Annotated in this window: 14 protein-coding genes and 5 pseudogenes; 11 read left to right on the top strand and 8 right to left on the bottom strand. The window is 32.4% G+C overall.

Annotation, left to right across the window (positions count from 1 at the left end):
• Positions 1-158: 158 nt before the first annotated feature.
• From BG05_RS14685 to BG05_RS14695, 3 genes are all read right to left on the bottom strand, one after another.
• On the bottom strand, positions 159-827 hold the full coding sequence (locus BG05_RS14685; RefSeq protein WP_002185298.1) for a response regulator: 669 nt from the start codon (positions 825-827) through the stop codon (positions 159-161).
• Positions 824-1981: a sensor histidine kinase gene (locus BG05_RS14690; RefSeq protein ID WP_002185299.1), complete on the bottom strand. Its 1158-nt coding sequence runs from the start codon at positions 1979-1981 to the stop codon at positions 824-826. Before BG05_RS14690 ends, BG05_RS14685 begins: the two co-directional genes overlap by 4 nt.
• Positions 1982-2227: 246 nt before the next feature.
• Positions 2228-2734: a hypothetical protein gene (locus BG05_RS14695; protein WP_002185300.1), complete on the bottom strand. Its 507-nt coding sequence runs from the start codon at positions 2732-2734 to the stop codon at positions 2228-2230.
• A 183-nt stretch (positions 2735-2917) separates the two neighbouring features.
• Here BG05_RS14695 and BG05_RS31520 point away from each other — a divergent pair.
• The 3 genes and pseudogenes from BG05_RS31520 to BG05_RS14705 form a co-directional block, all read left to right on the top strand.
• A pseudogene (locus BG05_RS31520) lies at positions 2918-3086 on the top strand (Tn3 family transposase); the annotation flags it as partial.
• A 111-nt stretch (positions 3087-3197) separates the two neighbouring features.
• Positions 3198-4631: pseudogene (locus tag BG05_RS14700) on the top strand (IS4 family transposase).
• A 591-nt stretch (positions 4632-5222) separates the two neighbouring features.
• Positions 5223-5660 (top strand): NUDIX hydrolase, encoded by a 438-nt coding sequence (locus BG05_RS14705; protein ID WP_002185302.1) that lies wholly within the window; start codon positions 5223-5225, stop codon positions 5658-5660.
• A gap of 781 nt (positions 5661-6441) precedes the next feature.
• On the opposite strand, the pseudogene BG05_RS14710 reads toward BG05_RS14705, so the two are convergent.
• Positions 6442-7074, bottom strand: a pseudogene (locus BG05_RS14710) (lysozyme family protein).
• 1451 nt (positions 7075-8525) lie between these two features.
• Between BG05_RS14710 and BG05_RS30850 the strand changes: the two are divergent.
• On the top strand, positions 8526-8720 hold the full coding sequence (locus tag BG05_RS30850; protein WP_033732005.1) for a hypothetical protein: 195 nt from the start codon (positions 8526-8528) through the stop codon (positions 8718-8720).
• 168 nt (positions 8721-8888) lie between these two features.
• Here the strand turns inward: BG05_RS30850 and BG05_RS14715 are convergent, their stop codons facing one another.
• Entirely contained in the window at positions 8889-10145 is a 1257-nt protein-coding gene (locus BG05_RS14715; protein WP_002185304.1) for an ATP-binding protein, read from the bottom strand.
• 1030 nt (positions 10146-11175) lie between these two features.
• Here BG05_RS14715 and BG05_RS14720 point away from each other — a divergent pair.
• A pseudogene (locus BG05_RS14720) lies at positions 11176-14467 on the top strand (VaFE repeat-containing surface-anchored protein).
• A gap of 81 nt (positions 14468-14548) precedes the next feature.
• Here BG05_RS14720 and BG05_RS31525 read toward each other — a convergent pair.
• Positions 14549-14647, bottom strand: a pseudogene (locus BG05_RS31525) (3'-5' exonuclease); the annotation flags it as partial.
• Between the two features lie 53 nt (positions 14648-14700).
• On the opposite strand from BG05_RS31525, the gene BG05_RS14725 reads away from it, so the two are divergent.
• Together BG05_RS14725 and BG05_RS14730 are read left to right on the top strand one after the other, a co-directional pair.
• On the top strand, positions 14701-15561 hold the full coding sequence (locus BG05_RS14725; protein WP_003193681.1) for a hypothetical protein: 861 nt from the start codon (positions 14701-14703) through the stop codon (positions 15559-15561).
• Between the two features lie 49 nt (positions 15562-15610).
• Positions 15611-15934, top strand: a complete 324-nt coding sequence (locus tag BG05_RS14730) for a hypothetical protein (protein ID WP_002185308.1) — start codon at positions 15611-15613, stop codon at positions 15932-15934.
• A gap of 340 nt (positions 15935-16274) precedes the next feature.
• On the opposite strand, the gene BG05_RS14735 is transcribed toward BG05_RS14730, so the two are convergent.
• Positions 16275-16529, bottom strand: coding sequence for a SunI/YnzG family protein (locus BG05_RS14735; RefSeq protein WP_003193685.1), 255 nt, complete (start codon positions 16527-16529; stop codon positions 16275-16277).
• A gap of 244 nt (positions 16530-16773) precedes the next feature.
• Here BG05_RS14735 and BG05_RS14740 point away from each other — a divergent pair, with 244 nt between their 5' ends.
• Together BG05_RS14740 and BG05_RS14745 are read left to right on the top strand one after the other, a co-directional pair.
• Positions 16774-17517, top strand: coding sequence for a M15 family metallopeptidase (locus tag BG05_RS14740; RefSeq protein ID WP_033709884.1), 744 nt, complete (start codon positions 16774-16776; stop codon positions 17515-17517).
• 713 nt (positions 17518-18230) lie between these two features.
• On the top strand, positions 18231-18602 hold the full coding sequence (locus BG05_RS14745; protein ID WP_002084333.1) for a hypothetical protein: 372 nt from the start codon (positions 18231-18233) through the stop codon (positions 18600-18602).
• 68 nt (positions 18603-18670) lie between these two features.
• Here BG05_RS14745 and BG05_RS29605 read toward each other — a convergent pair whose 3' ends face one another.
• Entirely contained in the window at positions 18671-18877 is a 207-nt protein-coding gene (locus BG05_RS29605; RefSeq protein ID WP_000834521.1) for a hypothetical protein, read from the bottom strand.
• Positions 18878-19321: 444 nt separating this feature from the next.
• On the opposite strand from BG05_RS29605, the gene sigI reads away from it, so the two are divergent.
• On the top strand, positions 19322-20044 hold the full coding sequence (gene sigI / locus BG05_RS14750; RefSeq protein ID WP_002128341.1) for an RNA polymerase sigma factor SigI: 723 nt from the start codon (positions 19322-19324) through the stop codon (positions 20042-20044).
• Entirely contained in the window at positions 20034-21473 is a 1440-nt protein-coding gene (locus tag BG05_RS14755) for an anti-sigma factor domain-containing protein (protein ID WP_139211992.1), read from the top strand. Before sigI ends, BG05_RS14755 begins: the two co-directional genes overlap by 11 nt.
• The last annotated feature ends 68 nt before the right edge of the window (positions 21474-21541 follow it).

A 21541-nucleotide genomic window follows, 5' to 3' on the forward strand; every position in this document is an offset into this window, starting at 1 on the left:
CTTTTAGTTGAAGGAGAATTATAAGAATTAAAATAATAAGACCAGTTGTATTATCCATGCTATACTCTCTTTCTTTTTTATTATGATCTGTTTAATTTCAATTAGAAAAACACTATGTTAATTTAAAATTTTATTCTTTTTACTACATACAGCAGATATCACTTTACAATCTTTTTTCGAATTGCCATTACAGCTGCTTGTGTACGATCTGTTACATCTAGTTTTTGAAGAATATTGTGGATATGAGTTTTGACTGTCCCTTCGGAAACATAAAGGATTTTAGCTATTTCATGGTTTTGTTTTCCATAAGCTAATAATTGTAAAACATCAATCTCCCGCTTAGTTAGAGTTTCCGTATATTCAAGTTCTTCGCCAGCTAAATTATAATCATTATTATCGTATTTTATAAATTGTGTAAAAGCTTGATTTGCTGTCGTGCTATTATAAATCATTGCCCCTCTATTCATAGATCGAATACTATCTAGCATTTCCTCCGTTTCAGTATCTTTTAATATATAACCCACTGCACCAGCTCGAATACCATCTAAGACATATTGTTGTACATCAAATGTTGTTAATAGGACAACCTTTGTGTTTGGTAATATACTCATAATGTTTTTAGTAGCCATAATGCCTGATAAGTCAGGCATTTGAATGTCCATAATTACCATATCTGGTGCAGTTTCTAAAGCCACTTTAATTGCTTCCTTACCGTCTTTACATTCCCCAACTATCTCCATGTCATCTTGCATTTCAATAATATAGCATAGGCCTTTTCGAACAAATGGTTCATCATCAGCTAGCACAATACGAATCTTTTCTGTCATACTTCTCCTCCATTTTTCTGAATTGGAATAGTGGCTTCAACTCGAAGTCCTTTTGGTTCATTTAGAAAAAAGGAACAATTACCTCCAACTGATTTACAGCGTTTTATCATACCATTGAGTCCAAAGCCATATTTTAATGGCTTATCCCCTGTATATATACCATTATCATCAATTGTGAGTTTTACTACTCCGTCTATTTCTGTTACGTTTACAATAACAGAATCTGCATTAGAATGTCGTAAGACATTAGTTAAAGACTCTTGTAGAATGCGATACAGAGTTGTACTTTCCTCCATCGTCCACTCTGTTATATTTCCAGCTTGAATGAACTCAATTTGTAATAAAGAATTTGCTTGAACCTGTGAAATCAATCCTTTTAAAGAAGTAAGCCCGAGATCTTTTTCATCACTTGTCCATTCTCTAACAGCAACTCGGATTTCCTCCATTCCTTTTCGTGCCACCTTTAAAAGTTCTTCAACATGATCTTGGGCAGCAACAGGATCTTTCCTTAACATAATCTTAAGAGCCTGTAATTGAATAATAAGTGAGGTCATTTGATGTCCAAGTCCATCATGAATCTCTCTTGCTAATTTTGTTCTTTCCGTAAAAGCTGCATATCGCATAGAAAATACCGTTGTTTCTTGTAGTTCAGCATGTGCTTCGTCTAATTCTTTTAGTTGTTTTTGATTTTTTTGATATGCGTCTCTTAGCTTGGATGTACTTCGGATCGAGACATAGAGGCCGATAATAATTAATGTTTCTTGATAAGGAAACGTATTCGTATGTATAAATAGAATAATAACTATCCCCGTTATAGCAGCTAAAATTGTCGTTATTCGTTGCCACTTTGGTTCTGCAGCGGCAAGAAAAACTATGAGTGGCCATAACGCATAATTTGGAAAATTCGGATGAGAAAAATATAATACACATGATATGCTTATTAATATACTCGTAAATAAAGCGTACTTCCTTGCATTCCACCAAGATTTTGGTGAATACAACATCCATAGATAAATTGTTACAAAAACGCTACAAACCCATATTGCAAAGGTACCATGAGGTGCGAAACCTTTATAAAAAAATACGCATATTAAGATGCTTCCTATCGCATTTCCTGCATGACTATCAATCATTTTTAAAAATACTTTTTCCATGTACTTATTCCCTCCCAACCTTACTGTTTAGTTTCTATATTTCTTGGCTATAGATGAATATCCATTTCTTGATTTAAAGGCTGGAAATTTACAACTCCCGATTATAATAGTTCATAGTTGAGTTAAATTCCTTTAATGCATATCATCTAAAATCTGAAATTAAAAGAATAATGAAGTAGTTATTATAGTGTGTTTGTTTTTCCTACTTCATTATACAAAAGAAGTTGTTTTTCTTAACCTATTTCTTTAATTTGCTTTTAGATTTTTTCTATATCTTTGTATCCTAATCACAATTCCAATAGTACGAATAACTACCATCGCAATTGTAAAAAATACGAAAGCAGGGGCTATAACATTAAAATCCAAGTGATTCGATACCATGAAATCTATAAATTGTTGTGGATACCAGTCTGTCGCTACATAAGCTAATACGACACGCCATCCAAGTCCAATAATCCATAAACATAAATAAGGAATACCAGCAGTTACGTACGCTTTATTGTCAGAACCATATTCTACTTTCACAGTAAAAAGCATTAGCCCTCCCATGATCATGCCGACCATTGTCATGATTATGAGTGCGGTCATATTTGAACCTGAGGTAGGTATTTCCTCGACGAATAAATAAACACTTATACCACAAAGAATAAATGGCAATACAGCCTTTGTGGTTGTAAATACTTTCCTTCCGATTTGTGTTAATAATACAATTGTTAAAAATGCACCAATCATTATCCAAGCTTGAGTATTCAAATTAAAACCCCCATAAAGTATAAATTTATTGTTTATTTGCTTACTTACTGGAGGATTGTAACATCCCTAATATTTTAGAACATCTATCTGAAAGATGATTTTTTTGAATACCCTCTATCTATAGATAGAGTTTTTTATGATTCTTTTGTGAAAAAAGCCACTTGAATATATATAACTGGATATATGGGACGCATTGAAAAAACACTGTTTATCCTAGACTATATTTCTAGCGAAACTTTACGCTGGCGGATTCAAAGGGGGTTGAATAAAGGAGAAGCTATGAATGCATTAGCACGCGCAATTTTTTTCGGGAAACACGGTGCTTCGAGAACGGGCATTACAAGACCAATTAGGGGTAGCACCACATCGCTATCACGCTATCAAGCTAAGGTTTTGCACTACCCATAAAGCAAAAAAGGCGTTATCCTTTCTGTAGAATTATAAGAAAGGATGGCGTTTCTTTATGAATCTTTCGATTCTTGATGAATTTCAACCGATTGCTGAAGAATTACAACGACATATGTCTTCTCATGTTCTAGAACACTTAGCCAAAGAAAAAGGATTCGTTCAGCGAAAGAGTAAATATCAAGCAAAGGAGTTAGTTGCTTTATGTGTATGGCTTAGTCAACAGGTCGCAAGTACATCACTCACGCAATTATGTAGCTGTCTTGAAGTATCTACAGGTGTTCTTATAAGTCCTGAAGGACTTAACCAACGATTTAATGCTTCCGCAGTAAAGTTTCTTGAACAAGTTCTAGCTAACCTTCTAACCCAAAGAATTCATTCAACACAAGAAATAATTCATCAATATACTACGAACTTTAAGCACATTCGGATTCTAGATTCTACAACATTTCAGCTTCCAGATAAGTTTTCTTCACATTATCAAGGTTCAGGTGGAAGTAGCCATACGGCAGGAGTCAAAATTCAATTAGAGTATGACTTATTGAGCGGGAAGTTCCTGTACGTTTATGTAGGAGAAGGAAGAGAAAATGATAAAGCCTTTGGTTCCACAAGCCTAAAAAACATTCAATCCAAAGACTTGTATATAAGAGATTTAGGTTACTTTGACTTACATGACTTACAAAAGATCCAGGATAAAGGAGCTTACTATGTCTCACGTTTGAAATTAAATTCTCGAATCTATCGTAAGAATGATGAGCCAGAGTATTTTCACAATGGGACCGTGAAGAAAGGAACACTCTATATTCAATTAGATATGGAAGAACTCATGAATCAATTGTCCCCTGGTCAAACAATGGAAATTTCAGAATCATACATTGGACAGTATCAAAAATTACCAGCTCGTGTTATTATTCATCGATTAACAAAGGAACAAACAGAGAAAAGATTGAAGGCACAAGCCAAAAAAGAAAAAAAGAAAGGTATTACCTACAAAGAAAGAAGTAAACGGTTGAGTGGAATCAACGTGTATATTACGAATCTTTCTGCAGAAAATGTTCCAACGTAACATATCCATGATTTGTATTCATTACGCTGGCAAATTGAAATTTTGTTCAAAACATGGAAATCTTTCTTTCAAATTCACAAGTGCAAAGAAATTAAGAAAGAACGCTTAGAATGCCATTTATATGGGCAACTTATTAGCATTTTACTCTGTACATCTACCATGTTTAAAATGCGTCAGTTACTCTTGAATAAGAAAAAGAAAGAGTTAAGTGAATACAAATCCATTTATATGATAAAGAATTATTATCTATTGTTTTACCAAGGATTACAAAAGGGCACCCAAGAATTATCAAAGATTTTCCTACGTCTGTTCAATCTTTTAGAGAAAAACGGACGGAAATCTCACCGTTACGAAAAGAAAACAGTCTTTGATATCCTAGGCGTTATGTATGAGTGTACGTTGTTAAAGGGTTTCAAAGTTGCATAATATTTTTCAAAACACCCTTTTGGTAGGTTTATTTGTTATGCATATTTTTAGTGTAGTCGTAGAAATTTCAAAAAAATACACTCACATATACCCTCTTGATATCCTTAGCTTGATAGCGATGGGGTCCCGCCAACATAACGCGAATTTCGTACGCTAAGGAACTTTTTATTTAAAAAACTTGGTTTTCCGTACATTAAGAGTGTTCCATAAACGGTATTTGATGTTTGATATAAAACTTTGTTTTTGGTAATGAGTTTTTGAACTGAATTTTAAACATATTTCAGTCAGTTTTGATAGATATAAATAAAGTTCCTTAAACGACCGTTTTAGGGACTATTTGGACTGGTTAGTCAACATGTGATACCGCCAGCGTTTCGAAAAAAAACACGCTAAGCAAATTAAATAAGAAATAAGCAGGTTTTTATCACGTTAAGAGTAAACCTATTTATGAAAAATAAAATTCTTAAAAAATGGAGAGCCGATACCATAAACCTGCATTATTAATGTAGAATTTTGATGTTGGCTCTTTATTTACTAAAATAGCAAGTTAGTGAATAAATTGTTCATATTTTTTCGAGAGGAGGTTAAGCAATGAGAGCGCCGTATCAAGTATTGATATTTCCTTATATAAAAACTGATGATTCCATTCAATATGGCATTTTTAATCGAAGTGATTATGGTTATTGGCAAGGAATAGCTGGTGGTGGAGAAGATGGTGAGACTCCTATTGAATCAGCAAAACGGGAAGCGTTTGAAGAGGCTGGTATTATAAGAGAATGTCCATATATAAAACTAGATTCTGTGTCTTCACTACCAGTAGAGGATGTAGTTGGTGAATTTCTTTGGGGAGAAGATGTTTATGTAATAAAAGAATTTTCTTTTGGAGTTAAAGTTCCTACAAAAAATATTAAATTATCTAAAGAACACTTCAAGTATAAATGGTTGTGCTTTGAGGAAGCCGTAACGCTTTTAAAATGGGGTAGTAACAAAACAGCTTTGAGGGAATTAAACAAAAGGCTGTTAAAATAATTTAAGTGTTAGTTAACAAAGCCGATAATAGAAATCACACATTAAACATATATTTATACGCGTTGTTACTATACGCTAAGGAATAGTAATAAAAAGATGATGCCGATAAAACTATATAAAAACCAAAAGAATCCTAAGATGGGGAATGTTTTATGAAAATTAAGCATGGTAAACCTCCTTGGGTATATAAAGGATTATAATACATCGTTGGTCTATTTAGAATACTAACCATGAATTGGATGGCATTAGGCATGGTTAAACTAATAGAAATGATACATTAAACATATTTAATGAGTCTGCTAGGTATAAAGATAATTGATAATCATACAATGATATGGAAGGGCCTTTTCTAACGTGTTAGTTACCTCAACGTATATGTATCTCTTGGCGCCTGGGCGAGGGTGCTTTTTTTATTGCACATTTATAATATGGACAAGCATAATATTATGTAACAGGACGAGTTCTTCGTGTCCTATTCAATGCTCAGGATAAACCCCAATTCACATTGAGAGCACCAATAGCGAGGGTACTCTCTTTTTATGGAATCTACATTTATTTTTATGTCTAATGAATTCGCTAAGTGAATACTATTTCATGTAAAATGGTGATTTTATTTATATTCTGGATAGATTTCTGGCGAAATATGTAACTAGAGCCGTATTTAAATTGAAATATGATACGATAGTTGTATATATACATTTAGATGGTAAGAGGGGATAAAAGTTGATGAAAAACCATATAAAAGTAAATGGAAAACTCCTTCAAACAAATATATACAATTTTAATTTTTTTGGAGGCGTTCTTCAATAAGTTTTGCTTTTTCATTCACTTTTGTTGTATATGTGAAATCACCGTAACAATATGGATATCTAAAATTTTGTTTATTTCCACCACAAGTTTATGTAGCTGGATTCTGATCAACTTTCAACTTAGAAAACTGTTTAGCTGTATCTTCCGAGTGTTGTTTAGCTTCTTGATTGGCAATAAAATCAATATAGCCTGGCCCCATATTATAGCTTTGAATAATTGTATCCATGCTAACACCTTTTTCTTCTCCATATCTATACATTTGAACAAAGTGCTTTACCCCTTGTTTAATGCTCAAGTTTATCTCTTGGATTTCATTTGGCTTTAACCCAAGTGATTCGGAAGATTGCATAGGGTCGTTGCCCTCAACCCTACTCTCGTGGTACATAATTCCTAGTAAAATTGCTGTTTTTTCTCCCAAATTATATTTTTCTAATTCTTTTTTCATGATGGGCTCATATTGCAATAAACGTTCCTCGGTAGCAAACGCTTTATTTTTTTGAGTATTGGTTTTGTAATTAAAATATAGTATCCCGATTATTGTTCCTAACCCTAAAATACTAATAAAGAATAATATAATAGTTTGTACTTTTCTCTTATTCTTCAAATATTACTCCTCCTTTTACAAGAAACCCTATTTTCAATGGTGGCTGGTTATTAAAAAAATTCAATAATTCTCTATTTCCCAGCTTTTTTAGACTCGAAAATTTTTTTCTAAATGCTAAGTTTAATAGAAAAGTTTAAAGATAAGGTAAAGATAAGATAAAGATAAAATAAAGTCCATTTTTTAGGGTATCCATTATGTGTTCTAAAGGCTCCAGATTCAAGAGATATATTATCTACATAACCCATAAGAGAGAAGGAGGTAAGCAAAATGTCACTTGAAACAGACATAATTCTTTCTTTATTAGATATAAAACTGTGGATGGCCCATCATTCGGAAATTAGTCGCTTAAAAATAAAAAAAAATTAAAAGCAGAACCGTACCTCAATAAGTCTTCAAGTGTTAATAAAAGAAAACTATATAAGGTGAGGGAATAAAGATTCAACACCAATGATTATCAATAATTGAAGTGCTAATGATTATAATAAAAAGAACCTTCAATAGGTTCTTTTTTATAGTTGGTAAATATGTTATCAACAATAGATGGTAATAAAGATAGAAATTTAGACACTTTTTATTAATGGGCTAAGTTTTCTTAGGAAGAAATCTATTTCTCATGACTGATCGCTAGATATAACAGGATATATCATTTATTAATTTTGGTGGGTGATTTAGCTTTTTGAGTTTACCACACTAAAATTTAAATTTTGTTTAGGGACAAAATGTTAAAGTGTTACATTCTGAATTAACAGAAAATTAAGGCGGTAAAAATCCTATTAAATCTTTTATCAGGTAACTCATATTTCTTTGGCCTTATTTTCATGGTATTACCGAACGTTTATATGTCTCTAAGGGAAAGAAATACTTTAAGTTTTATTACCATCTAATGTTTGATTAAGATGGTAACATGAAAATAAAACGTTTACAACTAGAAAATAAAGAAAAAATATAAAGATTCGACTTTTTTCGACATTATGACTATGAGAGAAAGAATCTAAATTAAGTAAATCTTATATTTAGAGGGGATATTTACCTTATACATAACAGTTAAAACATTTGCAAATGTTTCACGAGTAATTAAAAACGTCGAATATAAAATTATATTGTGACAATTTTAAACGAACATACTTTATAATTCATACTTAGACTAATAAATTAATTACTAATAAATTAAATACGCTATATTTAATAGAGTATAATACGGAATATTTAACTTTAATGTTCCATATTATATATAATTATGAATCATTTAACATATTTGTTGCGGAAAATTTTGACATAAGATATTTTAAATATTAAGCACAGAAACATTTCAAAGAAAAAGAGCTATTTTAAAATGTACCCTAAAAACGTTTTTCCTAAAAAGTAGTAAAATTTTGCAAAACGTTTCTGTGCCTAATTAGATGAAAATAATATAATAAATTGTTTAAAAGAGATAAAAATAAGTTACTTTTATGGAGAAATATACATCTCATACTATTAGAATTATGTCAAATTGTAGTTTGCAAATTACATTTCAAAGTATAAAAGGGGCATTTATTGCAGCTCGAATATCTATTACTGATTTATTGCATAAAAAAGTAGCTGCACAAAAGTACAGCTACTTTTTTCTTGAAAACATTATTATGCAAATAGCATACTTAACGTAAACTTGCGCTTAACGGTACTTGTGAATAAATTGTGAAATTGCTGCTCTATGTTTCTAACTAACATTTTTGCACCAGAACCATATAAAAAGAGGACGAATAGTTACGTCTTCTTTTTATATGGTTATATTAGCTACAAAATAATATCATTTAAATAAATCTTCTATTATATTAGCAGGGGATAGTGATAGAAAAGTGTGTTCCTTTTCCTAGTTCACTTTCTATCTCTATATCTCCGTTTAATTCTTTAATAATACTGTACGCAATCATAGTACCAAGCCCAGTACCTTTTTCTGTTGTTGAATAAAATGGCAAGGCAATACGTTTTATTTGTTGGGAAGACATTCCTATTCCTGTATCAATAATATCAATTACAATATTACCTTTTATTTTTTGTATATTTATTTGTAATACGCCACCATTTTTCATAGCCTCAATTCCATTTTGTATGATGTTGGTTAGACATATTTTAAATTTTTCAGTATTAGCATTTATGTAAAGGGAATCTGTTGTAATATGCTGTTTTATTTCAACATTATATGAAAGAGCGAGTGGTGAAATATTATCTTTCACTTGATTTAATATGTAATTAATATCTAGTTCCTCTTTTATAATGTTTTGTGGTTTGGTTAAAGATAAATAGTTATTAATAGTAGATTGTATTTGCTGCATTTCAAGTAACATAATTTCTAAGTACTTATCTTGAGACATCTTAGCACTCTCATCTTCATTTAGTAATTGAGTGAATCCACGTACCGTGGTCAGTGGATTATGAATTTCATGCGCGATCGATGCAGCTAGTTCGCTAGCTATATAAAATTTTTCTGCTCTTTGCATTCTTTCTTTTATTTTATATTTCTCGATCATTCCTTCTATTAAATAAACTGATAATAATACTGTGAAAATATTTATGATTATATAATTGAATAAAAATTCAATGAGAGTAGAGTCAATTTTAACACCTGTATTTATTTGCGTTACAATACCGCAGATAGAAAGGGAAGTTGTACATATCAAAATAAGTAGAATACTTAATAATATCTTCTTTTCCTTGAAATAAGTAGGTGACAAGTAACGAAACATGATTGTAATAACAGAAATAATAGTAAAGATAATAAATGATGGGAAGACTCCGCTTCCACCTAAGTAAAATCTATAAGAAAGATATAAAACTCCAATACAAATAATGCTCTTTGTATTTCCATATAGAAAAACTAATATAATGGGAATAAAACGTAAATCATAAATGAACCCAGCGTGTAAATGAAAAGGAAAAGTCATACAAAAAATAATTGCAATGGAGGAAAGTACAGAAATTAATATATTATTACATGCCATTTTTTCTTTATGTTCTAGCCAAAATACTTGGTAACTAAGGATACAAATAATAATAATAAATGTATTTAATAATAGTGTAGGAATTCCCATAGTTTATACCTCTCTGAGAGTTTGTAAGTAGGATTATGTATGTGTTTAATCTAGGTGTTTGATTTTATTAGATTTTCTATCTTTAAAAAAGAAAAGGAAGGGCACTTGAAAAAGTGCTTTTTACCATTTATATTAAAATCGATGAGGAAGATAGAAATAAAAAGTTACTTTTACTTATGAACAAAAAAATTGAAAGTAGCCCTTGTATAGGTAAAAGATAAAGCAAATTACAGAAATAGTTACGTTTCTCTGGAGTGAATATTCCGAAAAAACATTGTGTATGGCGAAATCCATTTTATAACCTTCGCCATATTAACATGTAACTTATTAAATTACAAAGAAAAAAATTAAAAATTATTATTTTTTTGTTATTTTAATTTATTTAAAAACGTAAAAGTATTCAAGAGGTTACCATTGAGATGCTAGGGTACTTAGACCAATATTCGAACTTAGTAATAACGTTGTTACTTTTTTACTAATATTCTTAATACTAATTTTAGTACAATTAATTGATTGAAAGTTCTAATAATTATCTACGTGCCCCTTTTTTTATATCATTTTATATTAAATACAATGATATTTATTGTCACATAATAATGCAAATTTCCAGTAAACTAATAGAAAAAATCCTATAAAAACATAATTTACTATCTTTTATATAAACATTGCAGGTGTAAATGCAATAAAATTTCATTATTAATACATATATTCAATCTGAAAATATCTGTTTACATATTAAAATATCTTTGTAGTGGTCCTTCATGCCAAGAATCGTTTCCGTACTCCAACTACCGTTATTATAGTATTTTACCAAGTTTCTTATTTTGCTAAGGTATCCTAATATTGTTACTTTTGTGAAATGGAATGTTTTAATATTATAATTTATAGTGGTTGTTGAGAAAATAAATAATTTGTAAAAATAATATAATATTTGTAACTTTATGTCTTATAATATGAAATATCTTCGTTGTGATTATTTTGAATATTTGAATAATACATCGGATTCATTTTATCTAGGGAGGTTTTAAAATTGGGGAGAAGAGTTGTTAAAAGAGTTTTTGCATTATTATCAGTACTAGCATTATTCTTTAATGTGTTTCTACCGAAGGCAAATGCGGAGGTTATGACGCATGAAAAGTATTCAATGAACTGGAGTTATAGCAACAGTTTAGGTAAGTACATTCGAACTGAAATTATTAAAAATTCAAGCGGTCAAATTGCTTATTGTTTAACTCTTGGCTTAAAATCACCAAATGGTGAAGATCTTCCTGAAATGGGGAAAACAGATAATGTAGTATATAGGGTTCTATTAAATGGTTTCCCACAAAAAAGTATAGAACAACTGGGAGTAGCTAATAAGAATGAAGCACATTATGCAACTCAGCTTGCGGTTTGGAATGCATTAGGTCAACTTGATGTAAATGAATTAAAGCATGAAAATAAAAATGTTGAAAAAGCGGCTAAGACAATTATTAATGCTGCAAATACAAGTGAAGATACTCAAGATATTTTTATGAATGTGATTCCTGCTGAAAAGCAAAAGGCAGAATTAAAGGGTGAGTTTTTTGAAACAAACCTATACACAGTACAAACAAATGCTAAGAGTGGTTCTTATAAAGTAGTAGCGAAAAATGCACCTAATGGAGTTAAAATTGTTAGTGAAAATGGAGAAGTGAAAGATCAGCTTTCACTTGGGGAAAAATTCCGTATCCAAATTCCTAAAGATACAAAAACAGGTGAATTTAATTTAAGTGTTGCTACAAATTTAACTAAAGTTCAAGCAATTGCTTATCGCGGTACTGATACTGTTCAGAATGCTACAGTGCTACTAGAAAGAAATGAGGAAAAGCTTAGTAGTGACCTTGCAGTAAATTGGGAAGCTGCTGGTTCTTTAAAAATTAAAAAGGTTGGGGAAAATGGAGAAATATTAGCTGGTGCAGTATTTGAAGTCTTTAATGCAAATAATGAATCAGTTGGAAGAATCACGACGGGTGCTGATGGTACTGCAGAATTAAATAACCTACCAATTGGTACCTACATAGTAAAAGAAATTAAAGCACCAACAGGTTATGTTTCAGGTGATAAACCACAAACTATTGAAGTTAAGACAGGGGAAATAGGAGCTGTTCAAGTAGTAAACAACAAAGTAAAAGGTAACATCGAAATAAAAAAACTTAGTGATTCAGGTAAGATGTTACCTAATGTTGAATTCACGGTCTTTACTGAAGATGGAAAAGAAGTGAAAAAAGTAGTAACAAAAGAAAATGGAATTGCAAATGTTGATGGTCTTACGTATGGTAAATATTATTTCTTAGAGACAAAAACACCTAATGGATATATTGGAAATAAAACAAAGTATCCTTTTGAAATTAAAGAGCACAATAAAACACTTACTTTTACAGTGGAAAATACAGAAGTGAAAGGTAGTGTGAAATTACTAAAAGTAGATAATGAAGATATCAGTAAAAAATTAGAAGGTGCAGTATTCGAGCTAAAAGATGCAAGCGGGAAAGTAATTGGGGAATATAAGACAGATAAAAATGGTGAAGTTAACGTCAAAGATTTAGCGTATGGTAAATATTCATTTGTAGAAAAGGCTTCTCCGAATGGTTACGTTCTTATTACAGAACCGATTGTGTTCGAAATAAAGGAACACGGGAAAATTATTGAGCTATTAGCAGTTAATCATCTTATCAAAGGTAATCTAGAAATTACAAAAGTTGATGTAGCTGATGGAAACAATAAGCTTCCGAATGCAGAGTTTACTATTTATAATGAAGCAGGAAAAGAAGTAGTTAAAGGGAAAACAGACGATAAAGGTATCGCGAAGTTTGAAAAGTTACCATTTGGAAAATACACATATAAAGAAACTGTTGCACCAAAAGGTTATGTATTGAATGAAGAAATATTCTCTTTTGAGATCAAAGAGAATGGTCAAATCATTAAACATATTGTCAAAGATGAAAAGATTCCATCAGTAAAAACAACAGCTACTGATAAAACCGATGGTACAAAAGAAATGCACACTTCTAAGTCTGTAACAATCCAAGATAAAGTGGAATACAAAGACCTACAAGTAGGTAAAGAGTACACTTTAAAAGGTAAATTAATGGATAAAGAGAGATAAAGAGACTAATAAACCATTAGTTGTAAATGGTAAAGAAGTAACTGCTGAAACTAAGTTTACACCAAAAGAAGCAAACGGTTCTATTACACTAGATTTCACTTTTGATGCAACTGGTTTAGAAGAAAAAGAAGTAGTAGTATTCGAAGAGTTACTGAAAGACGGAAAAGTTGTTACTACACATGCTGATATCAATGATAAAGGTCAAACAGTTAAGTTCGTTAAGCCATCAGTAAAAACAACTGCTACAAACAAAGCTGATGGTGGAAAAGAGATTCATTCAAAGGATTCTATCACTATTCAAGATAAAGTAGAGTATACTAACTTAGTTGTTGGTAAAGAGTACACTGTAAAAGGTAAATTAATGAACAAAGCTATTAACAAACCATTATTAATTGATGGTAAAGAAATAACAGCAGAGACTAAGTTCATTGCAAAAGAAAAGAATGGTTTTGTAACATTAGACTTTACTTTCGTTGGTGCTGAACAGCAAGGAAGAGAAGTAGTTGTGTTTGAAGACTTATTGCATGAAGGTCAAGTAATTGCAACTCACGCTGACATTAACGATGTAGGTCAAACAGTTCGATTTGTAGAGCCTTCCATTAAAACAACAGCTACAAACAAAGCTGATGGTTCTAAAGAGTTAGACGCTTCTAAATCTGTAACAATCCAAGATAAAGTGGAATACAAAGACTTAATCGTGGGTAAAGAATACGTTGTAAAAGGCAAACTAATGGATAAAGCAACAAACAAACCATTATTAGTTGATGATAAAGAAGTAACAGTAGAATCTAAGTTTACTGCAAAAGAAAAAAATGGTTCTATCACATTAGATTTCACATTTAATGCTTCTGCATTACAAGGTAAAGAAGTAGTAGTATTTGAAGAACTGTATCAAGATAATATTTTAGTAGCTATTCACGCTGAATTTGAAGATAAGGGACAAACAGTGAAATTCAAAGAGGTAAAACCGGAACAACCTAAACCAGAACAGCCGAATCAAGATAAAAATACTCCAACATCAGAGCAACCTAAAGAGCAAGTAAAAGAGCAACCACAACCTAAGAAAGAAATTCAATCTAAAATTGGATGGTTACCCCAAACAGGCGCTGACCTTACAAGTTGGATCTCTATGGCTGCAGGTGCATTATTGTTAATTGTTGGTGGAGTGATTTTCCTAAAACGTAAAAATGCATAAAAATTAAAAAATAAGCACATCTGTTTTTTTACAAGATGTGCTTATTTTTTATGTTAATAATTTAGTCCTATTTACAGTATTTTAATCTATTTGCTTATTTTTGAGTTGTTGTAATAATTCCAGGACAGCAAAACAGTCAGCAGCTGCTCGGTGTTTAATCGTTAATTCCGTTGCTCCAAGCCAAGTTTTCTACCATACAAAAAGCTGGGGCATCACTTCATAAACAAGCGGTAATGGCTGATGGACTAATTAATAGTGTCCCAACGCATGTTGCAGAAGCTCAACAAGCATTCCCAACCTTGCATACAGATATCATGTCTGGATTAGATGCTGCCAATAACATTATGGACTCTGCTAATAAGATTTCAGGCTATAAAATAGATACGTCTAATATGGCTAAAAATGTTGGAAACATGGATGGTTTATCTACTCGCCTCAAAGATTTTGGTGTACCACCTGAAAAAATGGAAGAGTTTTTGGCAGAACAGAAGCGTACAAATGAACTTGGATCGATGTCATTTGATTTCATTCCAGTTATTGGGCAAATCAAACAAGGGCTACAACTCATTAACGGCAAAGAATATTTCACTGATAGAGAGTATGACAAAAATGACTATGTATGGGGAACCGTTTCTACTGTTTTTGGTGGGGCTCCTAAAGTTATTGGACGTGTATTCGGTAAATATGGTGAGTTAGAACAAAAAGCGAAGGATTTAGGAAAAGTATCAAAGGTAACTGAAGAGATTGGATGGAGTATGCCAAGAGGCGGAGGGGTCATTGATGGGCGTAAGTATACTGAACATGCGCTTGAAAGAATGGCACCTGATACAATTCAGGTTCGGGCAGAACTTACGAAGCGTGCACGTGAAAGAGCTGAAAGGAATGGTTACACATTCGGATCAAAAGAATATATGGAGGAATTAAAAAAAGTTGATCCGCGAGGTGTAACACCAAGCGTAGTAGAAGAAACAATTAAGCATGATACTAAAAAACCAGGAAATAAACCTGGTCTATGGCAATACGATGGGAAAGATGTTAGAGTCGTATTGAATGATAGTGGCGATGTTGTTTCCGTTGTACCTAATAAATCGTGAATATTATAAATAAAGTAGATTGAGCCCATTCACGAAAGGAGTTGTTAAAATGAATATTCAATATGATGAATACGAATTATTAGAAATATTCGAGAGTGAACCAGAAGATTATTTTATTCCTGGTGCAGGTGCATATAGATATAATAAAATAGATAAATTAGGATTTGAATTAGTAATGATTATGTGTTATTACGAGGAAACTGTTGAATTACAATTGTATTACAAAAATAAATGCATATTTGAAACCAAGATACATTCGGCGAAACGAATCTATACCCGTAATGACTCATTATATGTCCAAGGCGGCGTAGAAAACAAAACAATCGAAGTAAAATTCAAGCCACATTTTACAGTTCAAATAGAGAAGTTCTAGATAGATGAAATAAGAAAACACCTTATGCATATAAGGTGTTTTCTTATACAAAAAGCGCCTACATAGACGCTTTTTGTGCCACTTAAAAGGATTTAAGATACGTTTACTTGAGTTCTTTAGGTAGCTAGGGTTTGAAATACTAACTTAAAAGAAAAATGTTGAGCAGTTCATCTTTATTATTAATATATCTGAATTAAAGATGCAATTTTGCATCCCAATTTCTGCGGCATCAATTACATGCTACCCTCACAAATATAGAAAAAGGTGCGAAGTCAATTCTATGACTTTGCACCTTTTTATTTCACTTGAACTTTGTTTAAGCGCGTTTATCTACTCATTGTTACGCGTGAATTGCGTTTAAAATCGACACTTTATTCGTAGTAAATAATACATAATTTTGTTTTACAGTTTTAATTAATATACGATCAGTTGTCCCATATGCTGTTCCGATACGGATTGCACTTGGTTCTTCAACACCCGCATAGGTAGCATCTTCGGTAACCTCAATCACATCACGAAATGGAATCGTGACCTCCGCAAATTGCCATGAAATAATTAACTCCTCTTTTGTTTTTTTGACATCAATGCCTAGCATTATACCAAGACCTTTCTATAACAGAATGCTACACTTCATATCTTATTATACAAATCTTTAGATTATTTTTCTACATGTATAAATAGAGCTGATATTTTAAGGGTATCAAAAGAACGGGAAGATATACTATCAATCTATTAAGGAATGCGTTATGAAGAAAAGTTCACAAGGAATTAATATGGATTTGATATGGTTGAAGTATGATGAATGAGTAACAGTAGGAGTTGCAGGAAGGAAATGAATGATGAGACTTAAATTAGTAGGAACCTTAACTTGTATAGTAGTAATGCTAGGTATCTTTATCATTTACACCAATATATCTATTGGTAAAGAACCATATAAGACAAACCATGAAACTAGTGAAAACTCCATAAATAAAGAAAAAAATAGTAAGCAAAATGGGACTTCAAATAAGATAGCAAGTTCCTTTGCTAGTATACAGGCTGTAGTAAATAAGGAATATGGTTTACCCGAAGACTATATGCCAGAGGATTTAGTTGTACCAAATGTACCGTTCTCATTTAGTGGAACGGTAGAAAAGAGTCATCTTCGTAAAGAAGCAGCGGAAGCGTTAGAAAAACTATTCCTTTTAGCTAAGCAAGATGGGATCCAGTTGAATGCTGTTTCAGGATTTCGTTCCTATGAGTATCAAAAAGGTTTGTATGCCAACAATGTTAAAAAGAAAGGGCAAGAGCATACGGATCGCTTCTCTGCAAAGCCAGGGCATAGTGAACATCAAACAGGGTTAACGATGGATGTTTCTTCTAAAAGTGCGAACAATGAACTAGAGCTATCCTTTGCGAATACGAAGGAAGGAAAATGGCTGAAAGAAAACGCGCATCGTGCAGGGTTTATCATTCGTTATCCTAAGGGGAAGGAAAGTATTACGGGTTATGCATATGAACCTTGGCATATTCGCTATGTAGGAGATATTGCTGAAAATATATATAAGGAAAAACTGACTTTAGAAGAATATATGAATCTGTGAAAATAGAATTGAAGAGTTAAACTGTATTCATTGTTTATGAATGCTACTTTTTCTATTAAAAAGCCTAATTTCTCAATGTTTTGTAGAGAAATTAGGTTTTTTTCATCACTTCATTAGAGTTTTTTAGGCTTCGTTCGTTGGTATACTTCACACAATATTATAAAGGAAATAGAACTTACTGAAGATAACATATGAATGTTTTATAAATGTATCAAAAAAGTGAACAAAATCGTTATTTTGCACAACAAGGTAGTCAGCTTAATGAAATAACTGCTTGTAAAAAAAGAAGCCCTACAGGAAATATTACAGGGCTTCACCAAGTTGAGTTATGTCGTATTCACAAGGGATTTTAACATGATATTTGTGTTGAATAAACTGGTAAATGTGTCCAAGTAATTTGGAGCTATTTTATAAAAAAAGAGAAGCGCTTAATCAGGACGCTCCTCTTAATGCCAATACACAATAACTATCCCATTATACTATATAAGCGTAAAATATTTAACAATTACCTTCATGGTAAATATTTCATTTTGTCCTAGTACCTTTAAATCACGAAAAAAGGTCCTGTTGTTTCCAACAGAACCTTTCCTAAAATGGCAAAGAGTAACTCTTACCTTACTCTTTGTTCATATACTACAGGAGTTTTAATGAAAATCCAAGGCTCCTTATATTGAGAAATAAAGAAGAATCATTTAAATTGTTTTTGAGTAGAAATGAAAATAGGGGTTTGCCTTAAACATTTATTATTAATCAAGAATATGAGTATAGAAACAGGCTTAAATTTTGTAATGGTGGAGGGGATTGTTGTGGACATAACTCAAAGTGTGGTAAGAATAGTGGTTAATGGGAAAGACCTTCCGTTCACTTCAGTTCAAACCTCTGCATGGAATCATGGACCTGTAAATGATTTAATCGTTTCGACGAATCAGAGAGTGAATGAGCTTTATCAATTCATGTGGTCACAAGTACCAGTTACGATCTCGGTGTATTTTCTTCAAGGGGCGGACTTAATGAGATTCGCTAGGATCGCTGGAATTAATGAACGTGTAACGGGAGAATATATATATCATTTCATTTGGGGATAAGAAGAATTCAAAGTAGCTTAACAGCTGCTTTTTTATTTTGCATAGAAAAAGGAACCATAATAGGCTCCTTAATTTGATTCAGAAGTTGTGTAGTTTTTCTTGATGATATCTTTTATGTTGATAATTAAGGATATAAGGAATCCAGCAGCTAGGATACCGTTTACCCAGTAATATGTATTCCCGGATGTAAATTTATTATAAAAGGAATCGATATTATAATACACTAAGCCTGCTGAAATGACGGTAGAGATTACTAACGTACCAAAACTTTTCATGACGCTGCCCTCGAATTCTGAAATTTTAGACTTTTAATACAATTATACATTTAAATAAAAAGGTTTACAAAGGAATTACCATAAGGAGGAGTTATAACGAGTTTCTTCCAATTGATGGTTTTTATTTTTGAAAAAATAACTATTTTATAAAAAATATTTTTTTGACCCCCATAAAATTATTTGTTCCTTCGAATATATATAAGTAGAAGAAAAAGCTAAAATTACCAAAAATATAGCGAAGAGTTATTCAAAGATTGCAGCTAAAATAGAAAAGAGCAAGAAGAACAAGTGGAAAAAATAGTCATATAAAAAGTCGGCCTCGAAAAATATGAGCACCAGCAAGAAGACAAGCCCAAAGAAAAGTACTAAGAAAATGTGGTTAAATGGTCACTTGTTTAGTGGCCATTTTGCTATTTGAAGCAGAAGGAGGCAGGGAGATTACTAGTGTTGAGTTTAGTAATGAAAATCTTAAAAAAAACGAAAATAGAAGATATCGTATTTAACATACAAAACAACGGAGGAGATAAGGAAGCTTTTATCGTACAGTATCAGCCGTTTATTAGAAAATCAATCTCGTCTGTCTGCCGCAGGTACATTACAGAACAGGATGATGAATATAGTATTGGATTGTTTGCGTTTAACGAAGCAATTGAACAGTATTCATATAAAAAAGGAAAATCTTTTCTAGCGTTTGCTGATCTTCTTATAAAAAGAGATGTAATTGACTATATACGCAAGGAGTCTAAGCATAATCTTGTCTTTTTAAAAGAAGATAAGCAAGAGGAAATATTAGAAATACAAGTATCGCTTACGGAGTATATGAAAGAGATGGAAAATAGTAACCGTAAGGAGGAAATTCTTCATTTTCAAAGTGTGCTAGCTGAGTTTAAAATCACATTTTCAGAGCTTGCTAAGGAATCCCCTAAGCATCGTGATACGCGTGAGCACTTAATAGAAATTGTAAAGATTATTATAAAAGACGAGAAAATGATGGAAGAGCTGTTCCGAAAGAAAAAGTTACCCCTTAAACATATTGAACCACGTGTTAGGGTAAGTCGTAAAACGTTGGAGCGACATCGAAAATACATTATTGCGATGTGTATTATCTTTGCAAACAACTATACATATATTCTGGATTATATAAGAGGGGAGAAGCATGATGAATAAAGGAATTGTGATGGATATAAAGAAACATAACGTAGTTGTTTTAACTCCAAATGGAGAGTTTATTACGTTTAAAAGAAAAGTACACTCTTACATGATTGGAGAGGAAATCTCGTTTAACGAACAAGAGCAAAGAGCACCGCGTTTTTCAATCCCTTCTTTCTTAAAGCCTGCATCATTACTTGTTACTTGTTTTCTATGTGTGTTGCTGTTTTTCTACAACCAACCGGAAGAAAAAGTATTTGCTTATGTCTCAGTTGATATAAATCCAAGTTTAGAGGTGAGCGTAACAAAGGATCTTCGTGTTATAGATTTGCGAGCTTGTAATGATGATGGAAGGCGTATTTTAAAAGAAATGAAAGGGTGGGAAAATAAGCATCTGCAAGACGTAATACGTACTATTATAAAGCAGAGTCAAGGGGATAAGTACTTAACGAATGATAAGCAAGTTATGCTAACAGCTGTTACAAAGGACAAGTCGTTAGAACCACAGTTGGAAAAGGTTATGCAGGAATTAAAGAAAGAGTATGAGATAAAACATATTACAGTTGAATATCAAAGCAGTACGATGCAAATGCGGGAGGATGCCAAGAAAGCAGGGGTTGGAACGGGCGTTTATATAAAACAAGAGAATGAGAAGCAAAAATCGCTTACTCCACCTGCACTTCCGTCTAATCAAGAACAACAAAAGTCATCTTCTGATGCATCATCGGACGCATCTCCTGTAAAAGAAGAAAGCAACGAGAAGAAAGAGCATATAGAACAAAAGCAATCTAAGGAACAACAACCGAAGCAAATAAAAGAAAATAATGGGAATCAGCAAGAGAACAACGGAAGAGGATCACAAGGAAATAATGGGAATGGGCAAGGAAACAACGGCAGAGGGTCACAAGGAAATAATGGAAATGGGCAAGGAAACAACGGCAGAGAGTCACAAGGAAATAATGGAAATGGGCAAGGAAACAAAGGCAGAGGGTCCCAAGGGAATAATGGAAACCAGCAAGGGAACAACGGAAGAGAATCGCAAGGGAATAATGGACATCAGCAAGAAAACAACGGTAGAGGTCCACAAAAAGAAAATAATGGACACCAGCAAGAAAACAACGGTAGAGGTCCACAAAAAGAAAATAATGGACACCAGCAAGAAAACAACGGTAGAGGATTCCAAGGGAATAATGGGCATCAGCAAGAGAATAACGGAAGGGAATCGCAAGGGAATAATGGAAATGGTCAAGGGAACAACGGAAGAGAATCGCAAGGGAATAATGGGAATGGTCAAGGAAACAACGGAAGAGAATCGCAAGGGAATAATGGGAATGGTCAAGGGAACAACGGAAGAGAATCGCAAGGGAATCAGCAAGGGAACAACGGCAGAGGGTCCCAAGGGAATAATGGACATCAGCAAGAGAACAATGGCAGAGGGTCTCAGTAAGGAAAGCTCCTACCACATAATATTTAGTGAAAGAAAAATCTATAGAATATTGAACGGAGGGGAGATTC

It is taken from the genome of Bacillus mycoides (assembly GCF_000832605.1).
Lineage (GTDB): Bacteria > Bacillota > Bacilli > Bacillales > Bacillaceae_G > Bacillus_A > Bacillus_A mycoides.